The organism is Corynebacterium sp. MSK004 (genome assembly GCF_030232515.1).
Taxonomy (GTDB): Bacteria; Actinomycetota; Actinomycetes; order Mycobacteriales; family Mycobacteriaceae; genus Corynebacterium; species Corynebacterium hesseae.
The window spans coordinates 37,647-59,595 of sequence record NZ_JASPKB010000012.1; the positions used below are offsets into that span (position 1 = coordinate 37,647).

Sequence of the window (21,949 nt, forward strand, 5' to 3'; positions counted from 1 at the left end):
TCGCTAACGCAGGCGCGCCAGCAGGGGATTAAGAACGCCGGACTGCACGATGGCGCCGCCGATGACCGCAAACATGCCGCCCAGAGCGGTCAGCGCCAACACGATATTCCACACGTTGGAAAAAGAAGAGCCTTCTTCGCCCTTGTTATCCGTGCCGCCTTGGTTCTGATCCCGCCCCTTTTCCGGCTTCTTCTCTGGGTCCTTCTCAGGAGTCTTTCCTTGGTCTCCTGCCTGGTCCTTGCCCTGCTCGTCGCGGCCCGGCTCGTCCTGCTCCCCTGGGGTGGTCTCGGTGCCCTCATCGGCAGGACCCACACACTCGGACGCGGTCTTCAAGGTCACCTGTGCATCATCAAGTTCCGGCTTGTAGCTCTCGTTGTACATGCCCATGAAGATCACGTCGATACCCTCGATGTGCTGGATCTTCGACTCGCGATCGTAGTAGGTACCCGCCTTCGGCTTGTACGTCACGTCGGTCGCATTCAGCGTGAGCATATCGCCGTCCTTCGACCATGCGGCATTGCCCTCAGCGAAGGTATCCGTGCCCGACTTCTTGTTTTCTTCCGTGCGGTCCTCCGGGGTGTATTCCGTCATGCCCTTGCCCGGCACGTAGTAGCCCTCGTAGGACGTGCCCGCCTTTGCCTGCCCTGCCTCCGTGAGGACATAAGGCGAGAGCATCTTGGTGTACAGCGCACCGTGGTGGCCCTCAAACTCCAGCGTCGAATCCTTGGTTCGAATATCGGCTTTCGTGACGGTGCCGTCTTCGCCCAGGCTCACCGAGGACGCAGAAGGATCCACCTCGAAGTGGAACTGAAAGTCTGCTCCGCCTTTGTTACCCTCGTCCTGCGTTACCGCGCCGGACGTGGTCCACCCACCCCTCGCGATGGGGCCGGTGATGTAGTTGCGGAAAGATTCCTTGATGCCCCAATTCACAGTTCCGGAGACAATGCGGGTCTCCAGGGTCTGGCCAGGGGCGCAGGTGGGGGCATCGGCAGCAAAGGCTGCCGGAACGGTCAGCGCCGAGGCGGTCAGCGCCAGCGCGAGAGAAGAAGAGACAATACGCATGAGTTAAGACTCCTTAAGTAGATCGACAAAAGACTGCTCGGGATCGGCGACCTGACATCGCGCGGGATGGACTGAGATGTGGCCGTCTGCCTTGCTCACCTGGATGGGCCAGCGATAGACCTGCGACAAAATCTCGTCGGTGTAGACCTCGCGCACCGGGCCGGCGGCGGCAACTGCCCCGTCTGCTAGGCACACGATGTGATCGCAATAGGCCGCAGCGGCGCCCAAATCGTGGAGTACCACCAGCACCGCCACTCCAGCCTGCGCCGCGATCGAGCGCACCAATCCCAAGACTTGTTCTTGGTGGCGGATGTCCAGCGCCGCAGTCGGCTCATCGAGAAGAATCACCGGGGTCTGCTGCGCCAGTACACGGGCCAACGCCACACGCGCACGCTCCCCGCCAGAGAGCGTGGCAATATCGCGGCCGACCAAGTGCGTCGCATCCACCGCCGCAAGCGCTGCGTCGATGATCGCGGCGTCCTCGGCCTGCCTGGCGGTGCCCTCCCAAGGGCGCCGGCCCATGGCCACTACATCACGCACGAGAAACTGGAAGGACACAGTAACGTCCTGCAGCATCACCGCACGCGCACGGGCCAACGCCCCTGGGGAGGACACCGCCGGATCCTGCCCCACGAGGGAAACGGAACCGGTGTAATCAATATCGCCGGCGATGGCCGCCAGCAGCGTGGACTTGCCCGCACCATTCGGGCCGATGAGGCCGGTGACCTCCCCTGGGCGGGCGACAAAGGAGACATCGGAAAGCAGGTTCCGCTCGCCGATCGAAACGGAAAGATTCGCAACGTTAATCATCAATGCATTCCCTTCTTCATCATCCGGCGCAACAGCACGAAGAAGGTGGGGCCACCCACGAGCGCGGTAAAGATACCGATGGGAAGGTCGGCGAAAGGAATGAGCGTGCGCGCAGCGACGTCGGCAAAGCCAATGAGTACGGCGCCCGCCACCGCAGAGGCCGGCAGCAAGACCCTGTTTTCTGGGCCGATGATCGTACGCAGCAGGTGCGGCACGATAAGGCCGACGAACCCAATAAGTCCGGCGAAAGCAACTGCGCCGGCGGTAAGGATCGCCGAGGCAGCGATGGCGATAATGCGCAGTCGCTTGACGTCGACGCCAGTGTGTTCCGCGGCGCGCTCGCCCAGCGCGAGCACATCTAGCTGGCGGCCAAGACGCAGCGCAATGGCCATCCCGAGGAGGGCGATGGGGAGGCCCACCCACACGTGTTTCCACTGGGAACCGTTGAGCGAACCCATTTGCCAAAAGATGATTTGCTCGCGGTTCGCGGTAGGCGCCAGGTACATCATGAAGGAGATGATGGCGTTGCACACCGCGTTGATAGCAATGCCGGTCAGGATCAGATTGACCACCGCCACACGCCCTCGTGAGCGCGCCAACTGGTAGATCAGCGCGGTAACCAGCAGCGCCGTAGCAAACGCCGCGAGCGGCACCGTGAAGGTACCCAGGACGGAGATATTAAAGACGATTACCACGGCCGCGCCTACACCGGCACCGGAGGTCACGCCCACGATGGAGGGCTCAGCCAGCGGGTTGGCGAACACGGCCTGCATGAGCGTGCCCGCCACTCCCAAGCACGCGCCGACCAAGAAACCGAGCAGAATGCGCGGCAGGCGGATCTGCCACACGACGTTGGCCGTCAAGCCACCGCCAGGGCCCGCGGCCATAATCTGCACCAAGTCACCCAGCGCGACGTAGTACTGCCCCAGCGCAAGCGACAGGATGAAGGCGACACCAAGCAGCACCCCAAGCGATACGAATACACCAACCCGCAGGCGGGAGCGCCGAGCGAAAACCTCCGTGGGGGCCGCCGGTTTAAGCATTGTCTGGGTCATAGATTGCCTGCGCAAGTTTGAGAAGGGTCTGTCCGGTCAAGGGCCCGAAGGCGAGCGATTGCCCGTCTGGGATGGTCACGATCCGCTGCTTTTGGCCCGCGGTGGTTTGTGCAATGCCGGGGCGCTCGAGGAGGCCTTCGACGCCGCCGGTCGACTCCAGGCCGCCCGTCATCATGATGATGACCTCAGGGTTAATCTTTGCCAAAGATTCGGCGTTGGCAGGTTCGGCGTAAGAGAGGTGGTATTCGGTGCCGAGGTCTACGCCGCCCACACCCTCAATGAGGTCCTTGGCACCCGTGCCTTCTCCCATGATGAAGAAGATGCCGCCGTTGCCGCGCGCGTAGAGGAACGCCATGCGCATTGGCTCCTCCGGCACGATGTCTGCGATGGCCGCCTTATCTTTTTCGATTTCTTCGACGGAGCGGTTGGCCAGCGTTTCGCCTTCGTCTGGCAGACCCACGACCGCGGCCAGGTTTGTGATGTCCTCGGCCACCGAGTCAATGGTGCGTTTCGGCTCCATGACCACGGTGGTCACCCCTGCGGCGCGAATCTGGTCGATGGCGTCGCGTGGGCCGATCGAATGATCGACGATGACCAGCGTGGGCCGGAGTTCGAGCACGGCTTCCACGTTGATGTTGTGTCCGCCCTGGGTCACGACGGGGCGATCGGCGATAGCGTTTTCCGTCGACGACACCGTGCGACCCACGATATTGTCCGTAAGCCCTAGGCCCTCGAGGGTTTTCGTATACGTACCGTAGAGATCCAATGCCACGATTCGGGACACATCCGTAACGGAGACGTCGTAGCCGTCAGCATCCGTGAGCTCTACCGGCAGCGCGGGAGTAGGCGACTCCGCCACCGCGACGACATCCTCGAAGTCCGTCACATTCGACACACCCGTAAACGAGCGCGGGTCTTTGGCCGACTGCGCGTCTGGGAGGGCGTCGCGCAGCTGCGCGTCTTGGGATTCATAGGCGCCTTGGACGCCGCACCCTGTGAGGGCGAAGACACACGCCAACGCCACCAAAAGTCGTTTCATGCGAAACGTATCCTTTCTCAAGTCTTGGGTAACAAGGGGTGCGCTACGCCGGGTTGCGCAGGACGACGGAGCCCATGGAACCGCCGGCGATGGCGAGGCCTGCGATAAGCAGCAGGAGCCACGTGCTCGCCTCCGGCGAGGAGCCCGCGGCCGCGGCCTTCTTGATCTGGAAGTTGCCGCTGCCGTCTTCATAACCAGACGTGCTCGTGCCGGCCGCGGCCTGCGGGCCGTCTCCCGCAGAGCTTTCCGATGCCGCCCGCTTTGCCGCCGCAGCGCTCTGACCGCCGGAGGTCGTCGCCGCACCAGTGTGTGCCGTAGTTCCGCTCGCCCCGGCGCAGTCCCCGGATCCGCCAAGTTGTGCATGCAACGAAAGCGGATCAAGGGTCGTGCCCGGCTCATAGAAATTCGCGAACGCATCATTGCCCGCTGCGGTCAGCGTGACGGTGGCTTCGCCGTCGACGGCGGAGTCACTCACGTCGAGCAGGCTAAACGACACGTCTCCGAGCACCGTGCGTCCAAAGTCCTTGCGCTCGCCCTCCATGTTGGAGGAACGCACGTCGGCGATGAGTTGACCGCTCGTCCCGTTGAACCGGACTTCCAGGTTCGCGATATTGAGATCGAGGACTCCGTTGTGGCCGGTAAAATGCATAGCGCCGCCGTAGCGGATGGAACCTGACTGCGCCGCAGTATCCACATCTCCGCCGGTGCCCGTGAACTGGAAACGCGAGTTGTCGTACCCTACGCCGTCGAGCGTCCAGGCGCCCTTGGCGATGGAGCCGGTGATATACGACTGGAAGGACTTCTTGACACCCCACTCGGCGGTCGCAGCCTGCACGCCCGTGGCTACGCAGGTTTCTGACTGCCCATCACTAGCCGCGGACCCGGGGTCCTGTGGCCGCGCGGTTCTTGTGGTTCCAGTAGCACCAGTAGTGCCGGAAGTACCCGAAGTACTGCCCGAAGTACTACCCGAAGTGCTCGAAGTACTACCCGAAGCACCCGAAGGGCTCGCGGTGCCCGAAGTGTTGGCTCCCGACGCGCCTGAACCACTCGTGGTGCTAGTGGTAGTGCTGGTGGTCGTGCCCGTGGCGGCTTCCGTGCGAGAACGGAAGGATTCTAGCTGGTCTAGGAAGGACTCCGTGTTGCCCATGAAGGTGGTCAGGCCATTCATGGTGTCGTTCGTTTCCTTCAGAATCGCCATGGCTTCTGCATTGCGACCAGTAAACGTGCCCGAGATTGTCCCCAAGGACTTCGAACCGCTGCCTGAACCGCCAGAGGACCCGCCGCAGCTGCCATCCGTGGCCACGGTCCCTGACGAGGGGTCCATCGACTGTCCCGACTCATAGGCAATGAAGAGTTTGTGTCCTTCGTCGGTGAGCGTGACGTCGCCGGAAAGGTCGAGCGTGTGCGCGGACGCGTCGACGGGTTGATCTAGATCGATCCCCGCGATGACCACGTTATCGCCGGTAATCTGCGGGCCGCGTGCGGACTTATCCACCATGTCAGATTCATAAGAGACGTAATCCACCACGATCGCCGCCCGGTTGCCGGAGGCCTGAATCTGCCAGTCTGTCAGCGTCATATCCAACAGATCGTCGCCGCCGTAGTTGTGTCCAGTGAAGTGGATGACGCCGCCGAAGGGGACGGTGACGGTATCGCCGTTTACGGAAGCCTTGCCCGGAGTGAAGGTAAAAGCACCGTCTGCGCCGGTTTCGGAACCGGTAAAACCAATGCCGTCCGTTTCCCACTGGCCCTTGGCGACTTGGCCTTGGATATAGCTTCGGTAGGACTGCTTAATGCCCCAATTCCAGGAGCAAGTGCCGGCAGCCGAGGCGACAGGAGCGTTGAGCGCGACCGAAGGGAGTGCGATGAGAGTACTGGCAGCAAGAGTGCCCAATATTCGACGGAGAATCACGGAGAGAGTCCTCATGAAGTATTGATGCGATGAACAAAAAGAATCAGAAGTTAGGCTACACATACCTAAGCAGTTTTGTATAGGCTATACTAACCTAGATTAGGTAAGCAACCCCCAACAAAGGACACCCTCATTCGGTCATGACATCGTCGTCTACCAGCGCCTTCAAAAATCTGTATCCCGACGTAGACCCCACGCGTGGGCTACCTCTCAGCGTCTCCGAGCGCCTTGCGCTGTCTCTCGCGCTCGCGATTGCAGCTTATGGAGCCGTCACCGCAGACATGCTCGTTGCAGGCGCCGGCGTGGCCTTCACCCTCATCGCCTCGGTGCTGCAACAGCACAAGACCGCGCGTCGGATTCGCTCCGAAGCGCGCACTCGCTTCCCCGGCGAAGACTGGGCCGAATACCGCGCCACGCGGCGGCTCAACCTCGGCGTCCTAGTCCCCTTGTGGGTCTGCATCATCATCGCCTTGTGCGCGGCCGGATACTGGTTCGTGCCGCTCGAATATGCAACTCCCGCCGCCATCGTCATCGCGGTTCTCGTTGCCCTGCTCGCCTGGTTCATGCCAGGCATCAGCCCCCTGTGGCGAGGCAAGCAGACCGATCCCCCGGCACCAGAGAAAAACACCGACACCGCAGTCATGTACTTCGAGAAGCTTTAGGCCTGCCGTACCCCAGCCTTACACATCAAGCAGATCCAGTAGCTCATCAAAAGCCGGCGCTACCTGCGTGCGCCACAGCGTCGTCGCCTTCGGGTCGCCGCGTCCGGGGCCGCCGTTCACCACAGAGACCTCTTTGCCCTGCTTGAGCGCGTCGAGCATGAAGCGATAGCCACTCATCACGGCGAGCGACGAACCGGCGACAAGCAGCGAGCGCGAGTCCGCAAGCAGCGCACGCGCGGCGTCCCGCCGCTCCACCGGAACCGGCTCGCCGAAGTAGACGACGTCCGGCTTGAGCAGCTCCGAACCGCAGCGGACGCACGGCGCCATCACGAACTCGTCGACCGCCTGCTGCGACAGCGCGACGTCGCCGTCCGGGTTAACTTCATCCGCGCGCACGACCCAGCGCTCCAGATAGCCCGGATTCGCGGCTCGTTGTTGAAGTCTGCCCAGTGGAAGAAGTAGTCCGGGTTGAACTTGCCTGCGCCCGGGTTGGCGAAGTAGATCGTCTCTTCTGGGGTCATGGCGACGAAGATTTGCACCAGTGAGAAGATTCCCTGGTAGACGCCCTCGTGGGCGTACTTGGCTATCTGGTTCGCACCTTGGGAGACCGGCACGCCGGAGCGCTTCAGCTCGATGTGGAAGACCGGCATACCGTTAATGAGCAGCATCAAGTCGCCACGTCGGGTGGGCAGCAGCTCATTGGCGGTCTGGAAGCGCGGCTGGACGGCAATCTGGTAGCGCGACTGGCCACCGGCAATCTCTAGGCGATCGTAGATTTTCAGGCTAACCTCAGAGCCGAAGTTGGCGGCCTGCGGTGCATCTCGGGTAATGGTCACGGTGCTACCGTTGATGAACTCGTTGAGCGCCAGCGGCGTACGCAGGTTGTTGACCTGCTCGATGATTTGCGCCATCTCGCCCTCGGTGAGCGGCACGTCGCCAAGCAGGTTACGGCCCCGGTTGTTGGCGTAAAGAATGTTCGCCCAGTTGTCGATGAGCTGCTGCTCTGTCGGGAAGCGCAGCAACTCCTTGCTCCAGCCGTGGCGGGTTAGCAGGTCGATGAGTACCGCCTCGAACTCAGCCTCAGAACGAAATGGTGTGGTCATAGCTGCTCCTTAGATGAACATCCGTTGCAGCAGCGCCGCCTTGGCCTGCTTAAGGGACTCGATGTACTTGGCCTCGGTAGCAATGAGCGTGTCCAGCCGTGTGAACACTGCACCGATGGCCTGTTGTTCTTCAAGGGTGGGTGGAATGGTAGCCGCCGCCTCTGCCAAGTGACGGGCGTTCAGTGACGGCAAAGCACCGCTCTGAGTGAATCGGGTCAGGTCCACCGTCTTGAGGTAGGTATCGGCAAACTGAACATCCCAAGATTTGGTGTCCAAGGAAAACGCCATGAGATTGTTGTCGAGGAGGAATGTATCGGTAGCGAGTCTTTTGCGCCCTAGGAAGACAGCAGCACCAACCTTGGCGAACAGAATCGCAGGTACAGCTGTTACAGGCACCCAGTGATTACGAACAATCTGTTCCTCCGTCACATAGTGGTTGGCGGAGCGCAGTTGCAGCTCATTCCCTGGTGCGGAGAGGTCCGATACCTTGTAGAAAGGTAGGCCTGCTTCCCCGCCTTGTTCACGTTCCGGGAATCCGACGCCTGACTTGAACGAGCCGAGTTCACCCAGTGTTGTCGTCTTCCACTCACCGTCGAAGCCCTCCAGCCGCAACTCCGGCACCGTCTGCCCCTCCTCCTGCGGGAACATCCGTTGCATGAGAGCAGTTTTGGCCTGCTGCAGGGCCTGGTGCTTCTTGGTGTGCTGGTTGATGGCATCGTCGAGGTTGGTGAAGATAGCGCCGATGGCCTACTGTTCTTCGAGAGCGGGCGGGAAATAAACAGCCTGATTGAACAGCTCAGTCTTCGTGATACCTTTGATGGTGCTACCCTGCAGCTGGTCAGCGAGTCCCTCCATACGCCGCTTAACAGTAAGAGCGATGTATTCAGGGTCACCGGAAAGGTCTGATAGCGATACAAAGTCCTGGCTGGTGGCGTAAGGGAACGGCATAAAAGAGACCTTGCCAACGCCAACACGAGTGACGACTGCAACAGAGTCGGCAGGAATCTGCATAGCAGCAGAGCGTGAAATAGCTTCCTCGGTGATGTGCTTACGAGGGGCGACCGGGGCGACCCCCTGCTCCGCAACATCAGAGGATTGAATCCAAGGGATGTCCCCGGACCAGTAGCCCGGTTCATCGCTAGATGGCGTACCGCCACCGTAAGTCCTTTCGCTGAGGTCTCCAATGGCTTTCAATTCCCACTCACCATCGAAGCCCTCCAGGCGCAGTGCGGGCACGTTGTGACTATGCATCGCGACCACCGCCCAGCAGCTCCTGGAGTGCAGCCACGGCCTGCATGTCGGCGGCGTTGCCGGTAAGCCCGCTCAGTAGGCCAGCGAGTTCTTGCTCCGTCTCGCGAATCTTCACGTCGAGGTCGGTCAGCGCGACGGCGTACTTGTCGTGCAGCGCCTGGACGCGGCCGGCCAGGCCTGCAAGCACGTGACCAGGGATTTCGCGCAGGTCATCCATAAGTGAAGTAATCCACTTGGCGGTGAGCACCTCATCGACCTGCGCTTCGGTAAGCGCTTCAATGGTCGCGTAGGTGTCTTTCTCCAACTGCTCTTGCGCAGCCTTGAGGTTCTTCTTGAGCTTGTCCCGCTGGGCGATAAGTGCCTTGGCGCTGAGCATGGCAGCCTCAGTGCTGTCCTCCGGCCAGGTCTCGCCCTTGGCCAGCTTCGGCAGGTCCTTGATGGCCTTGTTCAGCTCGGTCTTCTTGAAGGCGTCCTGCTTGTCGTTAAGTATCTCGGTCAGGTCGGTCTTGTCGACTTCGCTTAAGCCCTCGACAAGCTGTGTTAGCTCAGATACAGCTGTGTCCACGTCGCGACTTAGCTGCGTTACCTGGTCCTTCTGTTGCGCCAGGTAGAAGGTCTGCACCAACTCGTTGGGAGCAACGCGCCCGTCCCATCCGATTTGGACATAGACCTTTTTCTTTTCCTTGGTCTTCCACTCCATCACGGGGTGGTTGACCCGCAGGGCATCGAAGCCTTCGGTCTGGATGACTTCTAGGTCACCGGCGGTTTTGACCCAGCTGTCATGCAGTACCTGGTAGCCCTCGTAGGCATCAACCAACGGTACAGGGTCGAGTCGGTCGAACAGGTCTGCCTTAAGCTGGTCCTCGGTGGTGGTAATGGGCACGGTGGCCGCGCCGTCCACCAGCAGCGCGTGCAGCTTCTCCGGGAGGTCGGATAGTGCAGCGTCAACCTGGTTACGCAGTGCCTGGGCTGCAGGGTGCTTGTCGATGGTCTCGCGCAGGTTGGCGGTCTTCAGCTCCGCGTAGCCTTCTACCTTCTCGGTGAACAGCGCCTCACGCAGTCCCGGTAGGGCGGTCCAGTAGTGCTCCAAGGCGGCAATCTCACTGGTGGGGATGCCGCCGTGCATGGTGGCGTACAGGTCTACAGACTCTGGCGGCAGGGTGGCGGACACGTAGCGCGGGATGTTGAGGTTGTGGTCGTTGGCACGAATCTCGTCGCGGGTCACGACCTTAGCGAAGTGTGGCACGTCAACGCGGTTGCGGACGGCATCGACGATGCGCTGGATGTCGCGGGCACGCAGGTGGTTGTACTTACCCTGCTTGATGAAGCCCTGCGAGGCGTCGATGAACAGCACGTCATCGCGGTCACGTTCTTGCTTGAGCACCATGATGATGGTCGCGATACCGGTGCCGTAGAAGATGTTGGAAGGCAGGCCGATAATGGCATCGATGTGGTTGGCCTCGATGAGATTGCGGCGGATGTCGGCCTCCGAGCTGCCACGGAACAGCACGCCGTGCGGCAGGACGATGGTGAGGATACCGTCGGGTTTGACGTGGAACAGCTCATGCAGCAAGAAGGCGTAGTCGGCCTTGGTCTTCGGAGCTAGACCAAACCGTGCGAATCGCGGGTCAGCCTCGTTGCCTTCGGGTTCCCACTTCTGGGAGTAGGGCGGGTCGGAGACTACGGCGTCCACATAGAGCGGCTGGTAGGTCTGTACCGGGTCGAACTCGTCGAACATCGGCCAGTCATGGGCCAAGCTGTCACCGTTGCGGGCGACGATGTTGTCCGCCTTCACGCCGCGCATGACCAGGTTCATGCGGGTGAGGTTGTAGGTGTTCTCGCGCAGCTCCTGGGCGAAGTACTTAATACGGTCTGGGTCCCCCATGCGCTTGGCGACGGCATGGCCGATGTTAAGCAGCAGGGAGCCAGAGCCGGAGGTCGGGTCGTAAATCTGAATCTCGTCGCGGTCCTTGAGGTGGTCAGCGACGATGTTGCTCATGATGAGCGAGACCTCATGCGGGGTGTAGAACTCGCCTGCCTTCTTGCCCGCGTTAGCCGCGAACTTCTCGATGAGGTACTCGTAGATGTATCCCAGCACGTCATAGCCCTGCTTGCCATCAGTGGGGATGTCATCGATAAGGTCCAGTAGCTTCTTGATGGCTGAGGTACGGGCAGCGTCGGTTGTGCCCAGCTTCGACAGGCTGGTGTCCAGGGTGTTAAGGATGCCCTCGAAGACGTGCTTGTGCTCCGGGGCGATGTTGCGCTTGAAGGTAGCCAGGCCGTCGCGCACGTGAGCGATGGAAAAGTCGTTACCCATGTCCCGCCACGTCGAGTACAGGTTCTCGTAAGTGAGGAAGTAGCCCAAGTTGTTACGCACCAGGGCCACGGTGTCAGTGTCGGTCTCAACGAGCGCATCGGGCAGGTCTTCCGGTTCAGCGTCGTTATTGAGCATGAACTGCTCTACTTGGTCGGACAGGAACTTATAGAAGATGAAGCCGAGAATGTAGTCCTTGTAATCCTGCGCTTCGATCTTTGAGCGTACCGACGATACCGTACAGCGAGAAGATTTTACTTTCTAAGTGCATGGCTTGGGGGGAGCGGCGAAGTCCTACGTGGTGCAGGATTCAAAGCCCCAAATGGCGATTCCAGCACAAAACAGAAAAGGCCCCTACCGGTGTTTCCACTGGTAGGGGCGGGAGAGGGATTCGCGAAACTCCCCTACCACCCGAAACACACCCCTCCCCCAGACCGTCCCCGGAAGTATTCCCCGAATTCCCCGGAACCACCACGACAATCCCCAAAGAACACCCCTGACCAGCAAAAACGCCCCCTAGAACAACCACCCACCAGCACAAACGCCCCGAAAACATCACGCCACCACTACCTAGCGTCCTATCCCGCACCACTTCACCGAAACTCCCCACAAGCCACCCCGAATCCCTTCATCCCGCGCAACTGTCGCGCCCCGTACAAACCAAAACGGTGCCACTGAGAAAAGACTTACAGTGACACCGTTTCATGCGAGTAAATGAAAAAGAAACAAAACTCAATCACCACGGGACGTTTCCGTACGTGAAGGATGAGTGCATAAACATGCGCTAGTACTCATAATACCAATATTGCACACATGTTCGTCAGAATGAACAGGAATCGTTTGTAGCGGTGTGCTGACATGAAAAACACCCCCGTAAAACCACGAGGGTGCAATAGCGCGTTGAGTGATCTACCGGATTAACGGAAGATGTTCGCGATCTTTGTCCAGAAGGACTCGTGAACAGCGCCACCAGTATTTACCACTGGACCATGTTGAGATACTGGTCCAGGAATTGCTGCTGGTTGAGCAGGAACAAATGGTGGAGTGTTCACACGAGAAGGATTCTGTGGAACTGGTTGTTTTTCGGGGAACGTGTGATTCACCACTGGCGGAACAGGTTTTGGTTCAGTCTTGTTCTCTATAATCCTTGCCCCCGGCTCAGTAGTCTTCTCCGTGGTCGTTGGCACGTTCTCAGTGCCTTTTGGATCAGGAGTAGGGATTACTGGTGGTGTCGAAGTATCTGTTTTAGGAGTTCCTGATGGTTCAGGAGTTGGTTCTTCACTCGGTGATGGAGTGGCGGACTCGCTCGGTGAAGGAGTTGGTGACTCGCTCGGTGATGGGTCTGGTGACGGTGTTGGTGACTCGCTAGGGGATGGTGCTGGTTCCTCTTCTGGGGTTGGTTGTTCGCGCAGTTTGATTCTTAGCGCAGCCTGGTCACAAGAATCGTTCTTTAAAGAATATGAATTAACAAAATCGGGAATATCAAAACGCCACTTATTTCGACGCTTCCAGCCATTCCCATCATCGATATCTTCGTCGTACTTATATGTTGCAATATTATTTTCTGCGTCATATTCTAAGTACTTACGACTTTTATCGTAATCCCCATCATTTTGCGTCAGAACCCCATCGACTGCAAAAATATCATTGATACGTTCACTTGATTGTCCTATCAAAAGTTTCGGATCAACTTCATCATCATTAATCTTTTCCAGTCCAGCAGTATTAATGATCGATGACCCTTCTTCATAAGTGTTTGTTACAGGTTTACACTTCTCCGTCGTATCAAAACCGGCAATCGTATTAATCGGTTTCGCGTAAATTTCAGCATTACGCTTATTTACTTCAGGATCAGTAATGCTAAATTCTGGTAGAGGTCCAGGGTTGATCCAATCAGCGGTTTTCGTCTTACCTGTTTGTGGATCAGTGAACTCTTTTCCCACACGATCTACAATCTTGCGGTCAAAATCGACATAACGTAAACGGTTTGTAGCGCGTAGGGGAACGTACACATCAGATTTAGCGCCGTTGACATTGATCGTTCCGGACACGCGGACTGTGTGCATTCCCTTCTTGTCGGAAGCAATGCGGATCATCTTGTACTCAGACAAGTTCGATTTATCAATTCCTTCGGGAAGGTTTACCCCTTCAGGAAGTTTTGTTAGATCTTCTTGCACGTACGCAAACGATCCGACATCGAGCATATTTTGTGCAGTTCTTTTTTCTTTACTACCATCACCAGCGTATAAGCGTTTCCAGTTACCGTTATCGTCTTGGTAGAAACTGTTGAAGTCCACCCCGCCTTTATCTGGTCGCAACTCAATCATTTCGCGAACGTCATTACGAGTGATGTTTGGTTTCCAGGAATAGTAATTGTCATTTTCAAGATACTCAAGAAGTTGTTCCGCACTCTTTTCACTATCTCCTAGCGACTGTGCTTGTCCAAGGGTAAGATGAATATCTTTAACCGCTTTAGGAACGAAAATATCAGTTTCATTCAACATATAGGGATAGTGCTCAAGCCAATCCCCATGATCTCCAGGAGCATACACAGGAGACCATTGCACATCCCACATAACCTGAGCAGTGTTTTTATCATTTGCGTAATCGCCTTCTTGCTTTGAATAGTTTCCTACTGCTTGAACATTTACACCCCCTTCTAAAATATCTTGGTAAGTCGCAACCTCTACTCCAGCGGGACCAAAGTAAAAACTTCCAAAATACCAATCTCTAGCGCCATTTCCAGGTTCATACCCGTTTTTTCTCCATTCATTCCAGTCAACGTAACCTTCTTCATCTTCGAAATTCGGTGTTGGAGGTGCCGGGGGTTGAGTGGTCTGATCCGCATAACTATGGACCTCTTTATCCTCAACAAATTCACCATTAACAACGGTGTTCTTGTCGAACTGCTTTATGTCATCGTCAGCGTTCGCAATCGCGTTTACCCCGCTTACTGCGCTACCTGCAAACACAGCGGTAGCAGCAGCGGAGTAAACGATCTTTTTCGTTACATTCTTTTTCATATCTAATTTTCCTTTTGTGTACGTACACGCATACGCGCAAATAAACCTCTTAACGCGACATAGTGTTTAAAAATTCGAATTCGTGAACACGAATAGTGTTCATTTATTAGAATAACTCATACGCACACCTGTTCGTCAGAATCACTTTTGGACCTCCACCCCGCATCGTGTCGCGCGCGCTAGTGCGCTCATCCAGCCCAACGCGCAGAACGTCCTGTACCTACAACGCGATCCAGGAGTTGGCTCAGATAATCATGCACGCGAACGACTACTTCAACGACAGAACATCGAGGACTTCTACAAACTATTGCATTCATGCAGGTAGAAGAGAATTTCCATATCGAGAACCACGAGAACAATTACGCCAATAGTTGTTCGAGGAAAATCCCTTGGAGTACCAATTGTCACCTCGCGCCACCCACCAGAAAATCGGCATAATGCCTGTTTAACGCCCCTTTTCGTGCCATAGCGTAGTCCGTTACCACATTTATCGCTTCATGAGTTATTCCATCCGTTAAAGACCCGTTCACGAAAACGATGCATGGTTGGTGCTTGCGCCACATTCTACGATTCTCACAAGTGCGAACTACACGGACAGTATTCGCACTCGCAGTCGAATAGGGAGGATGTGGAGTTGGACGTTTGGAGCATTGTCAGTTTGGGTATCGGTGTCGCTGGGATCATCTACGCCGTGTTCACGAACAGGCGCGGTGAGAAGCAACATGAAGCACTTGTCACGAAGTACGACCACGAGCGCGAGATTGATCAGCAGCGCTACGAGGAAGAAAAACAGCGCGCTATCGAAGCGCAAAAACAGGCGGATTATGACCGTCAAGCACAGCAGGAGCGCCTTGCACGAGAAGATCAGTACCGCGAGCAGCAACGCTTAATCAAGCAGCGCGAGGACGAGGAAGAGCAGAACTACCGGGATAGCCTTCGACGGTTCCAGCGCATGGATGGAGCGCGTACCCGCTTTAATCCGAAAGACGCAGGTTGGGATGCGCATGTCACTGATGACGGAGCCAATATCGAGATCGAGAAGTTGACGGATAAGGAGTACTATCTCGTCATTTTTGAAGTGGTGCGTCCAAACGACAATTATCGTACTGAACCACCGTTTGGCGAAATTCGCGGACTTGGCGCAAGCGGTAGCGTCAAAATCTCACGTTTTGGCGGTTTTGACAATGTAGAAGGGGTGCTTGTGCAGGCGTATAGCAATTTGTCGTACCCGGATCAGGTGACGATTCCGCTCGATCCGAACGAGACGATGCCGGAGTATCGCGCAGCATAAGCGCAGGACAGTCCTAGCGCTATGATGAGAATGTCTTTTTACCCCGTGTCATACGTTTTACCAAGGAAGTGTTTTTCACAGTGCCTAACCCACAACAACTCATGCAGTACGCCGGTGCTGCTATCACAGTCATCGCCTTGATCCTGGGACTGGTTTTCGGGACGGGGGATTTATCCTCGTCTTCTGATCATGGGGCGCAAACGTCCCCGTCGAACAGTGCGAAACCGTCGAATAGTCCTAACCCCTCGAACGGTACTCGCAAACCAGATGCTGACGGGTGCGTATATGGCACGCCAAACTACTGGGAATGCAAACAATCCAACAGTTCTATTGGTAAGAAGAACCCACCATTAACATCTAGTGATATTCAACAAGCGCGTAGAACACAGTTTATGCAACTTGTTGAATGGAGGTCCAATGATAAACACCTGAACCCAATTACGTACGATCTTTCTCTAGAAGCGACAGCGCAACGGTTTGCTAATGAGTTGGCGCAGACTCCTGGGGATAGGATTTGGCACTCGAATTACAATACTCGTGGACTAGAAAACGTGGCGATTGACCCATTCTTCTACGATAAATTCGTTAATATTTTCTCGCATTCCCCTGGTCACAGGAGTGCTATGGGAACGGATGGGCGTGCTCCTAAGGTCGGTATTGGTATTGCTCAAGACCCCGTGACCGGAAAATACTTCTGCGTACAACACTTCGCAGACAAGTAATTAGGCAGGGGGGAGAGCACACCTACTAGGTAGTTGGAGTAAGTCCTACCTAGTAGGTCCGTTAGTAGTATTCAACCGCGTACATGACTGCGCCCTGATATAGGGCACCACCTAGAGGGATAAGCAGTACCCCATCACCCCAAAAGTACTTACTCGCAGACAAGGAGAATGCCCCCAAGCATGATGCAAGACCATCAAGGTAACTATGTTAGTTCCAACATTCGCGGGCTGGTCTATGAAGTAAGCAAGTTTGTGTCCACTTCCGACGTGGAACGGTCGTTTCAGAGAAGCGGTTTGACGATCAAGCACGCTCCGGGAAAACGACCTGACACCCCGCAGGCAATGTTTACGGCTTGGTCTACTTCTATCGATTGGAAAGATAAACGCCGTGCCATAGATGGGTTGAAAGCGTTGAGCCGAATCACGCAGCGAGCGAGAGCGGTCGAAATGGAGCAATATGACGGAACCTGGGTGGTGGGTTTTTCCGAATACGACGGATGGGTAGAAGAACTCGAACGAGATTGCGCTGACGAGGGATTGCAATACGACCGTGGCACAGGGCGAATCACCCCTAATCCTGACGCTCACACAGAAGACTTCGTAGACCTCGATCTAGAGGTCTTGGAATACCAGGAATCGGTGGTAAAAGCGCAGCGAAAACTGAACGATACAATCCGGGATGACGTGACTTCCTGGACCGTTGCAGCCCGCTGTAAATACTTGGTTGAAGCGGTAAGCAAGGTGATCCTAAATCAGAGCGCGCCCGAGCGACTTAAGAACCTGGAGAACCCCTATTTGGACACTCTCACCAAGGAAGTTTCGGAGTATCTAGGGCTTAAGGAAGGTAAGAACTCTTCCCCAGCCATGAAAGATTTTGCCGCTGGACTGCAAAAACTCGCTAAAGGGTTGGCTGAAGCGCGAAACCGAACAGATGATAATCACCCCCAGATCAACTTCGATCCTCCAACCGTCAGAGAAGTGAGATTGAGCCTGGACGTAACGCATGCATGGTGCAGATTCGTACTTGCTGAATATCGCGCGAAATTGGAAGAACCGCCATTTTGACACCCCGCAGTTCGGTCGTGACACGCAGCCATAAGAAACACCTACTAGGTCGCGCACTCGTCACTTAGTAGGTGTCGTAATCCAGTTCCTGACATGACACTACTAGGTAGTGAGAGTAAGCCTGCCTAGTAGGTGTTTTATGTTTGCGCTGGATGATGCAGGAAATGGAGTGTGCCAGAATGACACGACTCGCCCTCACGCGCGAACCATCCTTAACTCGATGGAGGATTCTTCTTCTTGCGCGTTGAATTCGCTTCAAGATCAAACCCGAGTTGATCAAACAGTTTCTGCTGGTGTCCTAGCACCCGTTGAGCATCTGCCTGGATCACTTTCTGCCTGACACTTAACTCGACACTGCGAACTACCATTTCTTCAGCAGAGAACTTCCCCGAATCTTTATCCGCTTCGAACTCCTGCACATCTTCAGCGAACTTCGCTGCTTGCTCGATGACTCTTTTCGTGTCATCTTCTATTTCGAATACTTCATTGCGCCGTGGCAGTCCCTCCCAGAGATTCTGATACGGCAACTCGCTCACATCTCGCATGTACGCCACCGGCTGAAAACCGAAACAGAATGTTTCTGTTCGTCGGGATGGATTCTCAATCCAGTGAAACGTCGCCCCGATAAAACCATCTTGAAGACACGCACCAAAACCAATCTCGTGCATCTGCAAATCGAGAATCTGACAAGCGTTCGAATACGGTGCGAACCAGTCCTCTGGGCGGGTTGGATCAAGTCCTCGCACGTGCTCGTAATCCTTGTAAAGCAGAAGATTGAACGTTTGAACCATGTCAAGATCGTGCAAGTAGCACCGAAGATCTTCCGGTACCTCATAACCTGTGTCGTACATCTTGCACCCAAAATGCTTCACGTAATACCGCGCAAGGTGACGCTGATCAAAAGGGGTATCCGCGAAAATCTCATCCCAGTTGAATTCGCGCCGATGCTTGAAATACTCCAAGTCATCCAGGATGAAGTCCATGAAGTGGTCATACGCCATGTCAAACGGCTGCGAAAACTGGTTATTGCAGTAAGAGCAGATGGTAGATTGCAGTGGTTAACAATTGTTATACTTGGTATTACTTGTAAATACTCATGGACAATTATGAGTAAAATCACTGGTTAAAGACTCTTTTGACAATGGTTATTGACTATGTTATGATGATAGTGATAAGTCGGGTATAACATAGCCGTTTGTAACCTGAGTAAGATAGATTTGCATGAGTAAATCATGTCCCAAAACCTTATAATGTTTAGAACATTCTTATCATTAAAAATGATAATATTCCATACTTTATGATTACCTACTCTATGTAAGTATGTTAAAGTATAACGATATTATCAACGGTTTTACCGAACATGAAGATCCCATGATTTGGACCACTCATCTTGTAAAAGCGCCCGTCACTGCCGATAGTGCCTAACGGTTGTCTACCTCCCGCTTCCCAAATCTTCTTGATCCGGGAACTCTTGAAAGCGTGTTCTTGGGTATCCGCAGGGCGTTTCTCGCAGATCCAGCAGATCTTGCGGTCACGCCGAGGAAACGCCGGGTTCGACTTTTTCTTCACCATTTACTCGCCCGCTTTCGTCCTCGCTTTCACTCCCACGGACTCACCCGCATACAAGTCCTCAATGATCTCGATGACCCCATCTGAGTTCAGCACGGATGTGAAGTACACGTCCACGTCGTTGTTCCGCAGTTGCTCGAAGAACTTAGATGCGCTCGTAATTGCTTTTACTTCAGTCCCGCGCAGTTGCGAATCCTCATCCATTCCCTTCGTTTCAGCCACGAAGTTGACTGATTTGCGCCCGTTCTTGCGCTTGATCACGTACATAAAGTCAGGCGAAGTCGTTTGCCCCGAGTAGGTGGGGATCTTGATCGAGCGGGTGGGGATCTTGCCGAATACTTCAACTACTCCGTCGAATTTCTTCGAGAGTGAATCCATGATGGTGTCGCGCTCAATCGAACTATCCCAGTCGAACACGTCATACAGGTACGTCTCCGGGGGAACCTTTTCGTTGTCCTGGAAACGTCCCAAGCGGGTGCGCTCGATGGTGTCTTTCGGGGAACCGTCAGTCTTGGTCAGCGGATCGTCACCACCGCGCACGCCGACGTGGGCGTATTCAAACCGGGTAGCGAACTCCCTGTCAAACCATTCGTGGAACCGGCGCACGAACCTGTTGAGACTTTCTATGTTGAAGTGAGAGTCTTGCAGGTTAAGCACGTCATTATTCCGCGCGAGCGCACGGTGGATCGTGTCCACGGGAAGTGCCGTGGACGTGTGCGCCCGCTTCAAGAACTCCCCATAAGGCAGATGCGTGTTCGACTCGTGGTGTCCCGCGACCGTATAAGTCTTCGGCAGGGACAGTTCCCGCCCGCGTCGAACCTCTTTTTCTAAGACCTTCCTCGTATCGCGCACGAAAATGCGGTCATTGTTTTGCAAGACCTCATCCAGCCCCGCGTCGATCTGCTCCGGCGACAACTCTTGGATGATCAGGACGTACTTCTGCGTGAGCGTTTCCCACAGAGAGCGCAAACGCTCGTAAGCCTTCGGGCGAATCGTGGCGCTGCGCTTGCGGGCTTCCTTGTGTCCTGGTTTCTCTTTCCTGATGCGATTCTTGTTCACGCCCGTTGCGAACTCGGGATAGGTCTGGAGGAACGCGCCTAGTTTGTCCTCTTTCACCTCGCCGGACGGTTCGATGAAGCCACCCATAAGCATTTCAGCCATGAGGAACGTCGGCTCCACCCCACGCGCCTTCGCCACGTCCGCCAGCCGGTCATTCACGTTAATCACGCGCACGGTGTCCGCATTAATCTCATCGACCAACTGCTCAGCAAACTCGCGCTCGGTGAAGTCCACGAGATAGGTCAGGAAGAACTGGTCAGCATCAGCGGTCACCCGGTTTCCGTACTCATCCACCGGAAGGCGAAGCCCACGCCCAACCTCTTGCAGTTTCGAGTTCTCCGAACCGGACGAGCGCATCTTCACGATCTGGAATACCGTGGGCAAATCCCAGCCTTCTCGTAGCGTCCACTTCGAGAAGATGAACCGCATGACGTTATAGTGCCCACGCTCATCTCTAAACGACATGAGTTTGTTCTTATCGCGCAGAATCGCTTGAACCTGTTTGGTCACCTGCTCATCAGTAGCGTTCAAGTCTTCCGCGAAATAGCCACCGTGAGCACCTTCTATGTTTTGCAAGGTCGCTTCCAGATACGGCAGATATTCCTGCATAGCCGGGGTGAGCGCCCCGTCCTCGTGAATCTCGGTGATTGTGTCCTCGATGGACTTTCTCAGTTTGCGCTCGAATGCAACCTTTAACCAACCGTCGTTGTTATCCCCACGGTAGGAGTGAATGGAGTCGATGAAAAACAGCGTGGATGGCTTGATCTTGCGCTCACGCTCAAATAAGTCTCGCTCGATCTTGAAGTGGTTAGCGAGCGCTTGCTCCAGCATCGTCTCCTGATAGGACTGGGAGAACGAGCCGGTCATGATTGCGTAGTCCTTGGGCAACTCCGCACCGTTGGACAACATAGCGACGTTTACGCCGGAATCTTTCGACTTACCCACGTTCTCTAGCAAGACCCCGGATAGTGACGGGTGAATCATCCCGAGCAGGTTGTTCTGTTTATCCAGGTGGTAGGACTTGCCGGTGGACTCATTGCGGATCGTGACCGTCTTCTCCTTTGTGTTAAGCGCGGTCACTTTCAGTTTGACCTCATCTTCCCCGATAGCATCCGGGTACTGCACCTTCACGCCCTTGACGAGCAGGTTGTTGAAGGCTTGCGCTGAGTTCAGTTCGTAGACAAGGTTTTCATAATCCGGCGTGGACGGTTTAGTCTTCGTCCCTCTAGTTCTGGGGAAGGTCGCGCCGTAGCGGATGATGACCCCTGGCTGAAGCCCTTCGACAATTTTCTTGAAGGTGGCTTGGTTGCGGGCGAAACGGTGTGGCTCATCGATAATCACGACCGGACGAGTGCGGGCGAGAATATCCAACGGACGGGATGAGTCATACCCGTCTGCTGTGAGCGTTTGGTCGTAATCGTCGCGCGAGAGCGTGGGAGATTGCAGCATTGCGCCGGTCATGATGAGCGCGTCGATGCGCTTAGCATCGTAATCAGCACCTTCGGCGTACTCCCGAATCTCGGGCGGGATCATCCGTCGCCGTCCCCGCTTGTGCTTCGGCTTGCCTGCGAGCGTTTGCAGCACAATCTGTGAATCGTAGAACTTACGGAAGTGTTCGTCCGCGTAGTCCGAGCGGATGAAATCACTCGTACCCTCTCGAATCGGCGCTGATGGGGTAAGCAAAATGAACTTATTGAACCCGTAGCGAGCGTGAAGTTCGTACATGGTGCGGGTAAACACATAGGTCTTGCCTGTACCAGTTTCCATGCACACGTCTAGCCCGAGGTAGTTCTTCGCGCTGGACATGCGCTTCTCGGGAGGAATCATGGGTAAGTCGATAACGCGCCCACCTTGTATGTCCTCGATGTTCTCCTGAATCGTCGGGAGCATGTCTGAGGTGATCTCGGGGTTGACGGCTGATCTCGCACCGAAGTCCACTCCCTCAAACACGGTCGTGACCGCTTGCACCGCTAGGCGCTGATGCTCTAACTCTTGGAGCCTGACTTTCATTG

Annotated in this window: 15 protein-coding genes and 2 pseudogenes; 4 read left to right on the plus strand and 13 right to left on the minus strand. The window is 55.7% G+C overall.

Annotation, left to right across the window (positions count from 1 at the left end; genetic code table 11):
• Window positions 1–3 precede the first annotated feature (3 nt).
• Genes QP999_RS12650 through QP999_RS12670 form a run of 5 tightly spaced genes read right to left on the minus strand, consistent with a single transcriptional unit; the run spans window position 4 to window position 5,893 of the window.
• Window positions 4–1,062 carry an HtaA domain-containing protein gene (locus QP999_RS12650; RefSeq protein WP_070524713.1) on the minus strand — a complete coding sequence of 353 codons (1,059 nt, stop codon included), beginning with the start codon at window positions 1,060–1,062 and terminating at the stop codon, window positions 4–6.
• A gap of 3 nt (window positions 1,063–1,065) precedes the next feature.
• Complete coding sequence (locus tag QP999_RS12655; RefSeq protein WP_284848428.1) at window positions 1,066–1,872, minus strand: heme ABC transporter ATP-binding protein; 807 nt, start codon at window positions 1,870–1,872, stop codon at window positions 1,066–1,068.
• Window positions 1,872–2,927, minus strand: coding sequence for a FecCD family ABC transporter permease (locus QP999_RS12660; RefSeq protein ID WP_070524716.1), 1,056 nt, complete (start codon window positions 2,925–2,927; stop codon window positions 1,872–1,874). The genes QP999_RS12655 and QP999_RS12660 overlap by 1 nt, the downstream gene beginning before the upstream one ends.
• Complete coding sequence (locus QP999_RS12665) at window positions 2,908–3,966, minus strand: heme/hemin ABC transporter substrate-binding protein (RefSeq protein ID WP_070532438.1); 1,059 nt, start codon at window positions 3,964–3,966, stop codon at window positions 2,908–2,910. The genes QP999_RS12660 and QP999_RS12665 overlap by 20 nt, the downstream gene beginning before the upstream one ends.
• Window positions 3,967–4,009: 43 nt before the next feature.
• On the minus strand, window positions 4,010–5,893 hold the full coding sequence (locus QP999_RS12670) for an HtaA domain-containing protein (protein WP_070524721.1): 1,884 nt from the start codon (window positions 5,891–5,893) through the stop codon (window positions 4,010–4,012).
• Window positions 5,894–6,018: 125 nt separating this feature from the next.
• Between QP999_RS12670 and QP999_RS12675 the strand changes: the two genes are divergently transcribed.
• Window positions 6,019–6,540: a hypothetical protein gene (locus QP999_RS12675; protein ID WP_070524723.1), complete on the plus strand. Its 522-nt coding sequence runs from the start codon at window positions 6,019–6,021 to the stop codon at window positions 6,538–6,540.
• Window positions 6,541–6,558: 18 nt separating this feature from the next.
• Here the strand turns inward: QP999_RS12675 and QP999_RS12680 are convergent.
• From QP999_RS12680 to QP999_RS12705, 6 genes and pseudogenes are all read right to left on the minus strand, one after another.
• Window positions 6,559–6,969, minus strand: a pseudogene (locus tag QP999_RS12680) (Sir2 family NAD-dependent protein deacetylase); the annotation flags it as partial.
• Window positions 6,867–7,643, minus strand: a complete 777-nt coding sequence (locus tag QP999_RS12685; protein WP_070524725.1) for a type I restriction endonuclease — start codon at window positions 7,641–7,643, stop codon at window positions 6,867–6,869. The pseudogene QP999_RS12680 and the gene QP999_RS12685, both read right to left, overlap by 103 nt.
• 9 nt (window positions 7,644–7,652) lie before the next feature.
• Window positions 7,653–8,300, minus strand: coding sequence for a restriction endonuclease subunit S (locus QP999_RS12690; protein ID WP_227485839.1), 648 nt, complete (start codon window positions 8,298–8,300; stop codon window positions 7,653–7,655).
• A 90-nt stretch (window positions 8,301–8,390) separates the two neighbouring features.
• A complete protein-coding gene (locus QP999_RS12695) occupies window positions 8,391–8,894 on the minus strand; it encodes a restriction endonuclease subunit S (RefSeq protein ID WP_227486283.1) in 504 nt (167 codons plus the stop codon).
• Window positions 8,887–11,427 (minus strand): annotated as a pseudogene (locus tag QP999_RS12700) (type I restriction-modification system subunit M); the annotation flags it as partial. The pseudogene QP999_RS12700 and the gene QP999_RS12695, both read right to left, overlap by 8 nt.
• A 698-nt stretch (window positions 11,428–12,125) precedes the next feature.
• Window positions 12,126–14,231 carry a hypothetical protein gene (locus tag QP999_RS12705; RefSeq protein ID WP_284848429.1) on the minus strand — a complete coding sequence of 702 codons (2,106 nt, stop codon included), beginning with the start codon at window positions 14,229–14,231 and terminating at the stop codon, window positions 12,126–12,128.
• Window positions 14,232–14,859: 628 nt separating this feature from the next.
• Here QP999_RS12705 and QP999_RS12710 point away from each other — a divergent pair.
• From QP999_RS12710 to QP999_RS12720, 3 genes are all read left to right on the plus strand, one after another.
• Window positions 14,860–15,522: a hypothetical protein gene (locus tag QP999_RS12710; RefSeq protein ID WP_284848430.1), complete on the plus strand. Its 663-nt coding sequence runs from the start codon at window positions 14,860–14,862 to the stop codon at window positions 15,520–15,522.
• Between the two features lie 80 nt (window positions 15,523–15,602).
• Window positions 15,603–16,244: a CAP domain-containing protein gene (locus QP999_RS12715; RefSeq protein WP_284848431.1), complete on the plus strand. Its 642-nt coding sequence runs from the start codon at window positions 15,603–15,605 to the stop codon at window positions 16,242–16,244.
• Window positions 16,245–16,424: 180 nt separating this feature from the next.
• Window positions 16,425–17,309 (plus strand): abortive infection family protein, encoded by an 885-nt coding sequence (locus QP999_RS12720; RefSeq protein ID WP_284848432.1) that lies wholly within the window; start codon window positions 16,425–16,427, stop codon window positions 17,307–17,309.
• A gap of 212 nt (window positions 17,310–17,521) precedes the next feature.
• Here QP999_RS12720 and QP999_RS12725 read toward each other — a convergent pair whose 3' ends face one another.
• Together QP999_RS12725 and QP999_RS12730 are read right to left on the minus strand one after the other, a co-directional pair.
• Window positions 17,522–18,310 (minus strand): hypothetical protein, encoded by a 789-nt coding sequence (locus QP999_RS12725; protein ID WP_284848433.1) that lies wholly within the window; start codon window positions 18,308–18,310, stop codon window positions 17,522–17,524.
• A 571-nt stretch (window positions 18,311–18,881) separates the two neighbouring features.
• Window positions 18,882–21,947, minus strand: a complete 3,066-nt coding sequence (locus tag QP999_RS12730; protein WP_284848434.1) for a type III restriction-modification system endonuclease — start codon at window positions 21,945–21,947, stop codon at window positions 18,882–18,884.
• Between the last annotated feature and the right edge of the window lie 2 nt (window positions 21,948–21,949).

Bases quoted from the DNA above. Each gene is read 5' to 3' on its own strand.
- QP999_RS12730 (WP_284848434.1), bottom strand. From the start codon at position 21,947: ATGAAAGTCAGGCTCCAAGAGTTAGAGCATCAGCGCCTAGCGGTGCAA.
- QP999_RS12675 (WP_070524723.1), top strand. From the start codon at position 6,019: ATGACATCGTCGTCTACCAGCGCCTTCAAAAATCTGTATCCCGACGTA.
- QP999_RS12720 (WP_284848432.1), top strand. From the start codon at position 16,425: ATGATGCAAGACCATCAAGGTAACTATGTTAGTTCCAACATTCGCGGG.
- QP999_RS12655 (WP_284848428.1), bottom strand. From the start codon at position 1,872: ATGATTAACGTTGCGAATCTTTCCGTTTCGATCGGCGAGCGGAACCTG.
- QP999_RS12705 (WP_284848429.1), bottom strand. From the start codon at position 14,231: ATGAAAAAGAATGTAACGAAAAAGATCGTTTACTCCGCTGCTGCTACC.
- QP999_RS12690 (WP_227485839.1), bottom strand. From the start codon at position 8,300: ATGCAACGGATGTTCCCGCAGGAGGAGGGGCAGACGGTGCCGGAGTTG.
- QP999_RS12685 (WP_070524725.1), bottom strand. From the start codon at position 7,643: ATGACCACACCATTTCGTTCTGAGGCTGAGTTCGAGGCGGTACTCATC.
- QP999_RS12650 (WP_070524713.1), bottom strand. From the start codon at position 1,062: ATGCGTATTGTCTCTTCTTCTCTCGCGCTGGCGCTGACCGCCTCGGCG.
- QP999_RS12660 (WP_070524716.1), bottom strand. From the start codon at position 2,927: ATGACCCAGACAATGCTTAAACCGGCGGCCCCCACGGAGGTTTTCGCT.
- QP999_RS12670 (WP_070524721.1), bottom strand. From the start codon at position 5,893: ATGAGGACTCTCTCCGTGATTCTCCGTCGAATATTGGGCACTCTTGCT.
- QP999_RS12725 (WP_284848433.1), bottom strand. From the start codon at position 18,310: ATGGCGTATGACCACTTCATGGACTTCATCCTGGATGACTTGGAGTAT.
- QP999_RS12695 (WP_227486283.1), bottom strand. From the start codon at position 8,894: ATGCATAGTCACAACGTGCCCGCACTGCGCCTGGAGGGCTTCGATGGT.
- QP999_RS12665 (WP_070532438.1), bottom strand. From the start codon at position 3,966: ATGAAACGACTTTTGGTGGCGTTGGCGTGTGTCTTCGCCCTCACAGGG.